At 64.8% G+C, this 11,849-nt stretch carries 10 protein-coding genes; all 10 read left to right on the top strand.

Annotation, left to right across the window (positions count from 1 at the left end; all coding sequences use genetic code 11):
• Positions 1-11 precede the first annotated feature (11 nt).
• From KXD97_RS28980 to KXD97_RS28935, 10 genes are read left to right on the top strand one after another with little or no spacing between them, the layout of a single operon-like run.
• Positions 12-1,205, top strand: coding sequence for a Zn-ribbon domain-containing OB-fold protein (locus KXD97_RS28980; RefSeq protein ID WP_260754453.1), 1,194 nt, complete (start codon positions 12-14; stop codon positions 1,203-1,205).
• Positions 1,202-2,365: a thiolase C-terminal domain-containing protein gene (locus KXD97_RS28975; RefSeq protein ID WP_260754451.1), complete on the top strand. Its 1,164-nt coding sequence runs from the start codon at positions 1,202-1,204 to the stop codon at positions 2,363-2,365. The genes KXD97_RS28980 and KXD97_RS28975 overlap by 4 nt, the downstream gene beginning before the upstream one ends.
• Positions 2,355-3,164 carry an ABC transporter permease gene (locus KXD97_RS28970; protein WP_260754447.1) on the top strand — a complete coding sequence of 270 codons (810 nt, stop codon included), beginning with the start codon at positions 2,355-2,357 and terminating at the stop codon, positions 3,162-3,164. The genes KXD97_RS28975 and KXD97_RS28970 overlap by 11 nt, the downstream gene beginning before the upstream one ends.
• Positions 3,165-3,169: 5 nt before the next feature.
• Positions 3,170-4,027: an ABC transporter permease gene (locus KXD97_RS28965; protein ID WP_260754446.1), complete on the top strand. Its 858-nt coding sequence runs from the start codon at positions 3,170-3,172 to the stop codon at positions 4,025-4,027.
• 9 nt (positions 4,028-4,036) lie between these two features.
• On the top strand, positions 4,037-5,230 hold the full coding sequence (locus KXD97_RS28960) for an MCE family protein (protein WP_260754444.1): 1,194 nt from the start codon (positions 4,037-4,039) through the stop codon (positions 5,228-5,230).
• On the top strand, positions 5,227-6,252 hold the full coding sequence (locus tag KXD97_RS28955) for an MCE family protein (RefSeq protein ID WP_260754443.1): 1,026 nt from the start codon (positions 5,227-5,229) through the stop codon (positions 6,250-6,252). Before KXD97_RS28960 ends, KXD97_RS28955 begins: the two co-directional genes overlap by 4 nt.
• Positions 6,252-7,355: an MCE family protein gene (locus tag KXD97_RS28950; RefSeq protein WP_260758199.1), complete on the top strand. Its 1,104-nt coding sequence runs from the start codon at positions 6,252-6,254 to the stop codon at positions 7,353-7,355. Before KXD97_RS28955 ends, KXD97_RS28950 begins: the two co-directional genes overlap by 1 nt.
• Entirely contained in the window at positions 7,339-8,826 is a 1,488-nt protein-coding gene (locus KXD97_RS28945) for an MCE family protein (protein ID WP_260754438.1), read from the top strand. Before KXD97_RS28950 ends, KXD97_RS28945 begins: the two co-directional genes overlap by 17 nt.
• Before the next feature lie 8 nt (positions 8,827-8,834).
• Entirely contained in the window at positions 8,835-10,163 is a 1,329-nt protein-coding gene (locus KXD97_RS28940) for an MCE family protein (protein ID WP_260754437.1), read from the top strand.
• A complete protein-coding gene (locus KXD97_RS28935) occupies positions 10,163-11,833 on the top strand; it encodes an MCE family protein (RefSeq protein WP_260754436.1) in 1,671 nt (556 codons plus the stop codon). Before KXD97_RS28940 ends, KXD97_RS28935 begins: the two co-directional genes overlap by 1 nt.
• The last annotated feature ends 16 nt before the right edge of the window (positions 11,834-11,849 follow it).

The raw sequence follows: 11,849 nt of genomic DNA, 5'->3' as shown, positions 1-11,849 counted from the left end.
AAGTTCCGCCAATGCCTTACGTCGCATCCGTCGGCACCTACCTGCCGTGCTGGGGTACGCCCCTGCGGCGGGTCGCCGGTGATGACGAGGACGCCGTCACGATGGCCGTGGAGGCCGGCCGTGCGGCGCTGACGGGTGGCGATGCGGTCGAGCGGGTGGTGTTCGTCAGCCGCGATCTGCCGCTGCTGGAAAGCAGCAATGCGGCGGTACTACTGGCCGGTCTCGGGCTGGATCCGGAGCTGGAGGTCGACGAGCGTCTGGGAGGGGCGCCGGCCACCGTGGACGCCGTCAGCTCGGCGCGGCCGCGCACGCTGATCATCGGGGCGGACCTGGCCCCGGCCGGCGCCGCGGCGATCGTCACGGGTGAGCACGGCCTGCAGGTGCGCACCGCTGCCCGGGTCGCGCGCAGCCTGCCGGTGCGCACCCGCAAGGCCACCGGCGACGTGCACGACTACGGAGATCCGCGACTTCTTCACGAACGCGGCTTGATCGCGTCATTGGCGGCAGCCTGGCTGGACACGCCCGTCGCGGTGGCCGGGGTCGACCACGAACGAGCAATCGAACTCTGTCTGCCGGATCCACCGGCCCTGCCCACCTCGGGCGCCAGTGCGAGCCTGTTCGCGCTCGCCGCCGTCGCCGAGGGGGGCAGGACCGGACCGCTGGTCGCCGTCGAGCAGGCGATCCTGTCCGGCATCAACGTCAGCGGCGGCAGCGCCCAGACCCACCGTAGAGAACCCCAGCCTCGTCCGGTGCCCGATGGCGTCTTCGCCGCCGACGCGGAAATTCCGATCTCGCTGGCCGCCTACGAGAGGGCCTTTGAGGCCAAGGTACGTTGGGAGGCGGGCCGATTCGGCGATTCGGAGGATCTCGACTTTCCGCCGCGCTACCGCGTCGGTGACGACGGCGTGCTGGCCACCGATTACGAACTGGTTCCGCTGCCGCGGACCGGCACGGTGTACACCGAGACGACGGTGCACATCCCGGTCCCAGGCCTCCGGACCCCGTACACCTTGGTCATCGTCGAGCTCGACGGTGTCGGGGTGCGCGCGCTGGTCAAGGTGACCGGAGCTGAGGCCGGCACCGTCGACATCGGCCATCACGGGCGCCTGGTGCTGCGGCGCGTGGCGGTCCGGTCCGGTGTGCCGGACTACGGCTACGCTTTCGAACCCCACCCGGCGCAGTCCGGGGTCAGGGGGGCTGCATGAGGAGGGTGGCGATCGTCGGCGCCGGCATGACGCCGTTCGGGGAGCATTTCGCGCTGGGGATGAAAGACCTGCTGCCCATGGCGTTCTCCGCGTGTGCCCGCACCGTGGACAAGGGCTTGTCGAAGGCGGACCTTCAGGCTGCGTGGTTCGGCGCGATGGGCACCGCCGACGGCTTTCCATCCGGTATTCTCGCCGACACGCTCGGCCTGCCCGACCTACCGGTGACCCGTGTCGAGAACTCCTGCGCGACGGGCCATGACGCGATCCGCAATGCGTTGTTCGCGGTCGCCTCGGGCGCCTTCGACGTGGCACTGGTGATGGGTGCGGACAAGTTGCGCGACACCACGAGTGCCGAGATGCTGTGGGAGTGGGAGGCGATGGTCCGCGACATGGCCTGGGATTACCCGCTCGGTCTGGTGGCTCCGGCAGGATTCGCCTTACACGTTCGTCGATATCTCCACGAATCTCCGGCAACTGAAGAACACTTAGCCATGGTGGCGGTCAAGAACCACCGCCACGGAGTCAACAACCCCAACGCGCGGTTGCGCTTTGAGATCACGATGGAGCAGGCCCTGAACGCACCAACGGTGGTGACCCCGTTCCGGCTGTACGACTGCGCGCCGCAGAGCGACGGCGCCGCAGCATTGGTGATCGCCGCCGACGACGTCGTCGACCGGTTCACCGACCGGCCTGTTTGGATCAGCGGCGTCGGAATCGGTCTGGATTCGGTGATGCACCAGCACAAGTTGGACCTGACGACGTTTCCGGCGACGACCAGAGCAGCCAAGCAGGCCTACGCCATGGCAGGCAGGACGCCGACCGATGTCGACGTCGCCGAGGTGTACGACTTCCTGACCGGTATCGAGCTGATGAGTTACGAGGACCTCGGCTTCGCCGAAAGGATGGGTGGCTACAAGCTTCTCGAAGCCGAGGTGACCAGCGTGGGCGGCGCACTTCCGGTGAATCCCAGCGGTGGCCTCAAGGCCAAGGGGCACCCGCCCGGCGCCACCGGTGTGGCGCAATGTGTCGAGTTGTTCGCCCAGCTGCGAGGCGAGGCGGTCAACCAGGTCGACGGCGCCCGAATCGGATTGGCGCACACAGTCGGCGGCCCGACGGCCGTAGCGGCGGTCACGATCTTGGAGGGGCCTGATGGCGGCTAAGGGACCGGAGCGCTGGTCGACCGGGATTTCGTTGCCGAATGGTTTGTCGGGTGCGATGCAGGCTGTTGGCGGGTTTTTCTCGATGGCCTTGGATGCGGTGCGTTATGTGTTTGTGCGGCCGTTTCAGTGGCGGGAGTTTTTGGAGCAGTCGTGGTTTGTTGCGCGGGTGTCGATGGCGCCGACGTTGTTGGTGGCGATTCCGTTCACGGTGTTGGTGTCGTTCACGTTGAACATCTTGCTGCGTGAGTTGGGTGCTGCTGATTTGTCTGGGGCGGGTGCGGCGTTCGGTGCGGTGACGCAGGTGGGTCCGCTGGTCACGGTGTTGATTGTGGCCGGGGCGGGGGCCACGGCGATGTGTGCTGATCTGGGGTCGCGCACTATCCGTGAGGAGATCGACGCGATGGAGGTGCTGGGTATCAATCCGGTGCAGCGGCTGGTGACGCCGCGGATGCTGGCCTCGGGTTTGGTGGCGCTGCTGCTCAACAGCCTGGTGGTGATCATCGGGATCCTGGGTGGTTATTTCTTCTCGATCTTCGTCCAGGACGTGAACCCTGGTGCGTTCGCGGCGGGGATCACGCTGCTGACCGGGGTGCCCGAGGTGATCATCTCGTGTGTCAAGGCGGCGTTGTTCGGGTTGATCGCCGGGTTGGTGGCGTGCTATCGGGGGTTGACCATCAGTGGCGGTGGTGCCAAGGCGGTGGGTAATGCGGTCAACGAGACGGTGGTGTATGCGTTCATGGCGTTGTTCGTGATCAATGTGGTGGTCACGGCCATCGGTATCCGGATGACGACGGGATAGCGGCGATGGGTACTTCGACGATTCTGCGGTCGCGGTTTCCGCGGCTGGTCGGTTACGCGGGTCGGCCGGTGGATGTGCTTTCGCGTATCGGTGATCACACGCTGTTCTATGGTCGGGCCCTGGCCGGCGTGCCGCATGCGGCGGTGCATTTCCGCAAGGAGATCATCCGGCTGATCGCTGAGATCTCGATGGGTGCGGGGACGTTGGCGATGATCGGTGGCACTGTGGTGATCGTCGGGTTTTTGACGTTGGCCGCCGGCGGGACTTTGGCGATTCAGGGTTATTCGTCGTTGGGCAACATCGGTATCGAGGCGCTCACCGGGTTTTTGGCGGCGTTCATCAACGTGCGTATCGCCGCGCCGGTGGTGGCTGGTATCGGCTTGGCCGCGACGTTCGGTGCCGGGGTGACTGCGCAGCTGGGTGCGATGCGGATCAACGAGGAGATCGATGCGTTGGAGTCGATGGGGATCCGGCCGGTGGAGTATCTGGTGTCGACCCGCATCGTGGCCGGGATGGTGGCGATCGCGCCGTTGTACTCGATCGCGGTGATCTTGTCGTTTCTGGCGTCGCAGTTCACCACCGTGGTGTTGTTCGGCCAGTCCGGTGGGCTCTATGACCACTATTTCGACACCTTCCTCAACCCGATCGATCTGCTGTGGTCGTTCTTGCAGGCGGTGTTGATGGCGATCGCGATCTTGTTGGTGCACACCTACTTCGGCTACTTCGCCTCCGGCGGCCCGTCGGGGGTGGGTGCCGCGGTCGGCAACGCCGTGCGCACCTCCCTGGTCGTGGTGGTCTCGGTGACCCTTCTGGTGTCACTGTCGATCTACGGTTCCAACGGCAACTTCAACCTGTCGGGCTAGGGAGACGCGTTGAATCGAAATCTTGCCCGGCCCTTGGCCGGCCTCGTACTGGTTGTCGCACTGCTCGTGGTGCTTGCGGTCTCGATCGGTTTGTTCGCCGGAAAGTTCACCGAAACCGTTCCCGTCACCGTGATCTCGAACCGTGCCGGGCTGGTGATGAACCCTGACGCCAAGGTCAAGATGCGTGGCGTGCAGGTCGGCAGCGTCCGTTCGATCGACTACCGGCCGGACGGCACAGCAGCGCTGCAGCTGGACATGGACCCCTCCCAGTTACACCTCATCCCGTCCAACGTTCAGGTCGACATCGCGTCGTCGACAGTCTTCGGCGCCAAGTTCGTCCAACTCGAAGCCCCGAAGAACCCGAGCGGTGCGCTGCAGAAGGGGCAGGTGCTCACAGGTGACCATGTCACCGTCGAGATCAACACCGTCTTCCAGCGCCTGGTTCAGGTGCTCGACAGCGTCGAGCCCACCAAGCTCAACGAAACCCTCGGAGCGATCTCGCAGGCATTCAGTGGCCGCGGGGAGAAGTTCGGTGAGACGCTTACTGATTTCAACGCGCTGCTGGCCAAGATCGAACCCAGCCTGGCGAACCTCTCCCACGACATCGAAGCCTCAGTGCCCGCACTGGAGGCCTACGCCGACGCCGGGTCTGATCTGGTTGCGACGGTCGAGAACACCACGACACTGAGCAACTCCATCGTCGACGAGCAGGAAAACCTGGACCAATTCTTGGTCAGCTCAATAGGTTTGGCAGACCTTGGCAACGACGTGGTCGGGAGCAATCGCGAGGCGCTGACCGACGTGCTCCACAAGCTCGAACCCACCACCGGTCTGTTGAACCTGTACAAGAAGTCGTTGTGGTGCGGCATCGGCGGTCTGGTTCCGTTCGCGAAGTCGCCGCCCCAGTTCTCCGGAATCTTCGTCTCCGCCGGTCTGACGCTGGGCGTCGAGCGCTACCGTTACCCGCGCGACCTCCCGAAGGTGGCGGCCAAGAGTGGTGGCCGCGACTACTGCGCGGAACTGGGCCTGCCCGAGATGCCGGCCGAGTTCGTTCCTCCGCTCATCGTCGGCGACGTCGGGTCCAACCCCGCGCAGTACGGCAACGCGGGCATCCTCCTGAATTCAGAGGGATTGAAGAACTGGCTGTTCGGACCTCTTGACGGGCCACCGCGCAACACCGCACAGATCGGAATGCCCGGATGACGCGCTCCACCGGCACCCTCATTAAGTTCACGATCTTCGGCCTCGTGATGGCCATGTTGACCGCCTTCCTGTTTCTGGTGTTCAGCGACACCAGAACCGGTGCGGCCAACGAATACACCGCGGTCTTCAAGGACGCGTCCCGACTGAAATCCGGAGATACCGTGCGGATCGCCGGTATCCGGGTCGGCACCGTCAAAGACGTCGAACTGCAGGCCGACCGCAGTGTGCTGGTGACCTTCGACGCCGACCGCAACACCGTGCTGACGACCGGAACCAACGCCGCGATCCGCTATCTGAACCTGGTCGGAGACCGCTATCTGGAACTGATTGACACACCCGACTCCAACCAGATCGTCCCTGCAGGAGGACAGATCCCCGAGGACCGGACCGCTCCGGCCCTCGATCTCGACGTGCTGCTCGGCGGGCTCAAACCGGTGATCCAGGGTCTCAATCCCGAAGACGTCAACGGGCTGACATCGTCGCTGATCCAGATACTCCAGGGACAGGGAGGAACACTGGACTCCTTGTTCTCCAGAACATCGTCGTTCAGCAACTCGCTGGCCGACAACAATCAGGTCATCGAGGAGTTGGTCGTCGACCTGCGTACGGTGCTCGACACGCTCGCCAAAGACGGCGACGAATTCTCGGGTGCGATCGACAAACTCGAACAGCTGGTCAGCGGACTGACGGCCGACCGGGATCCGATCGGCACCGCTATCACGGCTTTGGACAACGGCACCGCATCGCTGGCGGACCTGCTCGGCAGGGGCCGGGCACCGTTGGCCAACACCGTCGACGAGCTGAACAGGCTTGCGCCGCTGGTGGACAACGATCTGGATCGACTCGACGCGACGCTTCAGCGTCTGCCCGAGATCTACCGCAAGCTCGCTCGTGTCGGGTCGTACGGCGCATGGTTCCCGTACTACATCTGCGGTATCACCTTCCGCGCCAGTGATCTGGAGGGACGCACGGTGGTCTTCCCCTGGATCAAGCAAGAAGAGGGAAGGTGCGTGGACGAGTAATGCTCAAATACCGCGGTTCTCAACTCGCCAAGGCAGGCTTCATCGGCGTTGTCTTGATCATCCTGGTCATCACCGTCGGCCTGCAGCCGGAACGACTGATGTCCTGGGCGACGGCAGTTCGTTACCAGGCACTGTTCACCGAAGCCGGCGGCCTCACCGTCGGCAACGACGTCACCGTATCCGGCATCAAGGTCGGCTCCGTATCGTCGATCAAGCTCGAAAACGGCGACGCACTCGTCGGGTTCACCATCGGCGGCAAGTACGCGCTGGGCTCCGACACCACGGCCCATATCCGCACCGGAACGCTGCTGGGTGAGCGTGTCCTCGCGCTCGACTCCCAGGGCAGCGGCACCCTCGATCCGCAGCACGTGATTCCGACGAGTCGGACATCGTCGCCGTACTCATTGACGGATGCAGTGAGTGAGTTGACCGAAAACACCGCCGACACCGACACCGGTGCGCTGAACCAGTCACTGGACACCCTGTCTGAGACGCTGGACCAGATCGCACCACAACTTGGCCCGACGTTCGACGGCTTGTCGCGGCTGTCCCAGTCGCTCAACAGCCGTAACGAAAGCCTCGCCGAACTACTCCGGACCGCCGGAGAGGTGACCGGGATCTTCTCCGAGCGCAGCAGGCAGGTCAACGCGCTGATCCTCAACTCCAACGACCTACTGGCAGTGCTCAATGACCGTCGCTACGCGATCACGAGCCTGCTCGCCAACATCTCGACGGTGTCGCAGCAGTTGTCGGGTTTGGTCGCCGACAACGAAGCAGAACTCGCGCCGGCGCTGGAACGGCTCAACAACGTGACGCGCATGTTGGAGAGGAACCGCGACAACCTCGCCAAGATGCTCCCGGGTGCGGCGAAGTACTACCTCACGCAGGGTGAGATCGTCTCCAACGGTGCGTATTACAACGCGCTGATTCCGAACATCCAACCCGCACAGCTGTTGCAGCCGTTCCTGGAATACGCCTTCGGATTCCGGCGCGGTGTCGAACAGGGGCAGCCGCCGGACAACGCCGGACCGCGAGCTGAACTCCCGTTCCCTGTCAACAGCCTTCCGCAGCCTGGAGACCTCCCCAATGATGGCAACCCGTAAGCGGCTGGTGGCGGGCACGGCGATCGTGCTGGCCATTCTGCTGATCGCCGGCGCGGCCTTCCTCGTCCGGCAGGTGTTCTTCGGCCCGAAGACCATCACGGCCTACTTCCCGACGGCGACCGCGATCTATCCGGGCGACGAGGTGCGGGTGTCGGGCGTCAAGGTCGGCTCGATCGACAAGATCGAGCCTGAGGGCACGCTGACGAAGATGACGCTCAAGGTCGACAGGGGAGTGCCCGTCCCCGCCGACGCGAAGGCCGTCATCGTGGCGCAGAACCTGGTGGCCGCTCGCTATGTCCAGCTCACCCCGGCCTACCGGGACGGCGGCGGGCCGACGATGGACGACGGGGGCGTCATCCCCGAGAACCAGACCGCGGTCCCGGTCGAATGGGATGAAGTCAAAACTCAATTGATGCGCCTCTCAGAGGAATTGGGCCCACAGACCGGAGTGAACGGAACATCGATCTCGCGCTTCGTCGACAGCGCCGCCAATGCGATGGAAGGCAACGGGGAGAAACTGCGCGAAACGCTGCGGCAACTCTCCGGTGTGGCGCGGATCTTCGCCGAGGGCAGCGGCAACATCGTCGACATCATCAAGAACCTGCAGGTGTTCGTGTCCGCGCTGCGCGACAGCAAGGACCAGATCGTCCTGTTCCAGAACCGTCTCGCCACGCTGACCAGCGTTGTCAACGACAGCCGGTCCGACCTCGACGCCGCCCTGACCGACCTGTCCTTCGCCATCGGTGAGGTACAGCGGTTCGTGGTCGGCAGCAGGGACCAGACCACCGAACAGATCCGCAGCCTCGGTCAGGTCATGCAGGTGCTTGCCGACAACAAGTTGGCGCTCGAGAACGTCCTCCACATCACGCCAAATGCGATCGCGAACTTCGAGAACATCTATTACCCGAACGGCGGGTCGGTGACCGGCGCTTTCTCGGTATCCAACTTCTCGAACCCGGTGTGGTTCGTGTGCGGTCTCATCGGCGCTGTCGCCAACACGACCGCGCCCGAGACCGCCAAGCTCTGCTCGCAGTACCTCGGACCCGCGTTGCGCTCGGTACCCATTCACAATCTGCCGTTCCCTATCAACGCGTACTTGCGGCCGGCGGTGAGTCCTGAGCGGTTGATCTACACCGATCCCAAGCTCGCGCCGGGAGGCGTGGGACCGGGCGATCCGGCCGAGATACCACCGACCGTGTCCGCATACACGGGTTCCGGCGACATCCCGCCGCCGCCGGGGTGGGGCGCACCGCCCGGACCGCCAGGGATCTACCAGCCGGATCCCGATGCTCCGGCGACGCCGTCACCGGCGTTGTACCCCGGTGCACCGATTCCGGGGCCGCCCAACATTCAGTCGAACATCCCGGCACAGACAGTCGATGGGCTGCTGCTGCCCTCCACGCCCGCTCCGGCGGCGCCGGTGCCACCCGACGCGCCCCTATTGCCTGCGGAAGGGATGCCGCCATCATGAGAAGCGGTATGAAGCAGTTGACAGTGGTCGGTTGTGCTGTCGCTCTGTCCCTTTCAGGCTGTGCATTTCAGGGGGTGAACTCTCTGCCGCTGCCGGGGGCGGTGGGGCGGGGTCCCGACGCGATTACCTACCACGTTCAGGTGCCCAATGTCGCCACGCTGGAGTCGAATTCGCCGGTCATGATTGACGACGTCGTCGTCGGCAGCGTGGGCAAGATGACCGTGCAGAATTGGCACGCCGAGGTAGAGATCTCGGTGAAGCCCGATGTGGTGGTTCCGGCGAATGCCGTGGCGACTGTGGGGCAGACCAGCCTGCTGGGGTCGATGCACCTGGCGCTGAACCCACCGCTGGGGGACAAGCCGTCCGGACGGCTCGAACCGGGATCCACCCTCCCGCTGAACTCGTCGTCCACGTATCCGACCACCGAGCAGACTCTGTCGTCGTTGTCCACTGTCGCCAACGGAGGCGGCCTGGGCCAGATCGGCGACGTCATCCACAACATGAACACCGCGCTGTCAGGGCGTGAGCCCGAAATTCGCGAACTGCTCACCAGGCTGGACAATTTCGTCGGCGTCCTCGCCGAGCAGCGCGAGAACATCATCGCCTCTATACAGCAGTTGCGCCGCGTGGCAGGAACATTCGCCGATCAGCGTGAGGTGATCGACCGGGCGCTTGAAGAGATCCCACCGGCAATCGACGTACTGATCAGGGAGCGGCCGACCTTCACCACCGCGCTCGATCGGCTCGGCACGTTCAGCGATACCGCCACCCAACTCGTGAACGACGCGGGCGACGATCTCGTCAAGAACCTGGAGAACCTCGGCCCCGTCCTGGGTGCGCTCGCGGACATCGGACCCGATCTGAATGAGGCGGTGCTGTGGGCCAGCGCGTTCCCGTACGGGCCGACGTTCGCCGATCGCATCACCAAAGGCGACTTCATCAACCTGTACGCAATTTTCGACATCACCTATCCACGCCTGAAGAAGACGCTGCTCCTGGGGACGCGGTGGGGTGACGAGAACGCGAAACTGATTCCCGCGCCGGGTGATCCGTACTACTTGAACTATGCCTACAATCCATTGAATTTCGGGGTTGCGCCTCCTCCGCAAGAGGCTGTGCCGGTGCCGGCCGAGGGTGCCGCTCCCGCGCCGGCGCCTGTCATCCCTGCCGAGCCGATCCTGCCGGTGCTGCCGCCGCCTCCGGCCGCGCCGTGGCTGCCACAGGCGCAACCACTGCGCGGTGACCAGATTTTCGCCGGCCCGTACGCGGGGCGGACGCCGCCACCACCCGATGCGCCGCCTGCACCTGCGGTGCCGACACCTGGAGGAGGTGGCTGATGCTCACCCGCTTCGTCCGAAACCAGCTGATCATTTTCACCATTGCGTCGATAGTCGGCGTGGCGGTGATGCTGTTCACCTACATGCAGGTGCCCACGCTGCTGGGAGTAGGCCGGCTCGCCGTGACTCTGGAATTGCCCGAGTCGGGCGGTCTCTACCGGTTCAGCAACGTGACCTACCGCGGCGTCCAGGTCGGCAAGGTCACCAGCGTAGCGTTGACCGAGAGGGGGGCCGAAGCCACACTGTCCCTTGATACTTCGCCCAAGATCCCTGCCAACCTGCGGGCTGAGGTGCGCAGTGTGTCCGCGGTCGGTGAGCAGTACGTAGATCTGCGACCGGCAACCGATGACGGGCCATTCCTCGAAGACGGCTCGCGAATCCCGGTGACTGCGACGTCCGTGCCGCAGCGGGTCGGCCCGATGCTCGATCAGTTGAGCGCGTTGGTCGACAGCCTCCCGAAGGACCGGATTCCCGACCTGCTCGACGAAACTTTCAAGGCGTTCAACGGCGCGGGACCCGACTTCGGATCGCTGCTCGACTCGGCTGCACAGGTGACCGACGACGTCAACGGCGTCTCCGACCAGATGCGCTCGCTGATCGACGACAGCCGTCCACTCATCGATTCACAGGCCGAGACCACCGATGCGATCCGGACTTGGGCAGCCAGTTTGAACGGTGTTTCGGCGCAGGTCGTCCAGAATGACCCACAGGTCCGTGCGCTCCTGCAGAATGGCCCCGGATTCGCGCAAGAGGTCAGCACGTTACTCAATCAGGTGAAGCCGACGCTGCCGATCCTGTTGGCCAATCTGAGCACCGTGGGGCAGACCTTGCTCACCTACAATCCCGCGATCGAACAGCTTCTCGTGCTGTTCCCCGGCATCATTGCCGCCCAGCAGTCCTTCGGCCTGCCGCAGAACAGCCCGACAGGTCTGCCGATGGGTGATTTCGCGCTGACGATCAGCGACCCGAATCCGTGCACCGTCGGGTTCCTACCGTCGACGCAGTGGCGTTCGCCGGAGGACGAAACCACGATCGACACCCCGGACGGCCTGTATTGCAAACTGCCGCAGGATTCGCCGATGAATGTTCGCGGTGCACGCAACTACCCGTGCATTGAACACCCCGGCAAACGGGCTCCCACCGTGGAACTCTGCAACGATCCCAGGGGATTCGTGCCCACCGCGATCCGCAACCACATCACGGGGCCGTACCCGTTCGACCCGAACCTGGTGTCTCAGGGCGTCCCGATCGATTCGTTCGTCGAGGGACCGGACCGGATCTACACCCCGGTCGAAGGGTCGCCGCTGCCGCCGGGGGCGGTGCGGGCGGGCACGCCACCGGTGTCGGAGCCCGGCACACCCCCGTTTCCTGTCGGTGCGCCCGCCCCGATGGTTCCGGGGGCGCCGCCACCGGCGCAGCCGCCTATCCTTCCTCCGGCACCGCTGCCGCCGGGGCAGGCCGTACCCGTGGCACCGGCGCCGCCTCCCGGCGCGGTCCCGGCCGCGCCAAGCGCCTTCGGCGGCCACGGTTCTGGGATACCCACTGTCGGAACGGCGCAGTACAACCCGCAGACGGGGGAGTACCTGGCGCCGGACGGATCGATGCATCAGGTCACGAATGTGGCAGCGGGGAGTGTGCCGAAGTCGTGGCAGGACCTGCTGCCGATGTGACGGATCGTCGAGAGCC

It is taken from the genome of Mycobacterium sp. SMC-8, assembly GCF_025263565.1.
Lineage (GTDB): Bacteria > Actinomycetota > Actinomycetes > Mycobacteriales > Mycobacteriaceae > Mycobacterium.
This window is presented reverse-complemented; position numbering and strand designations above follow the sequence as displayed.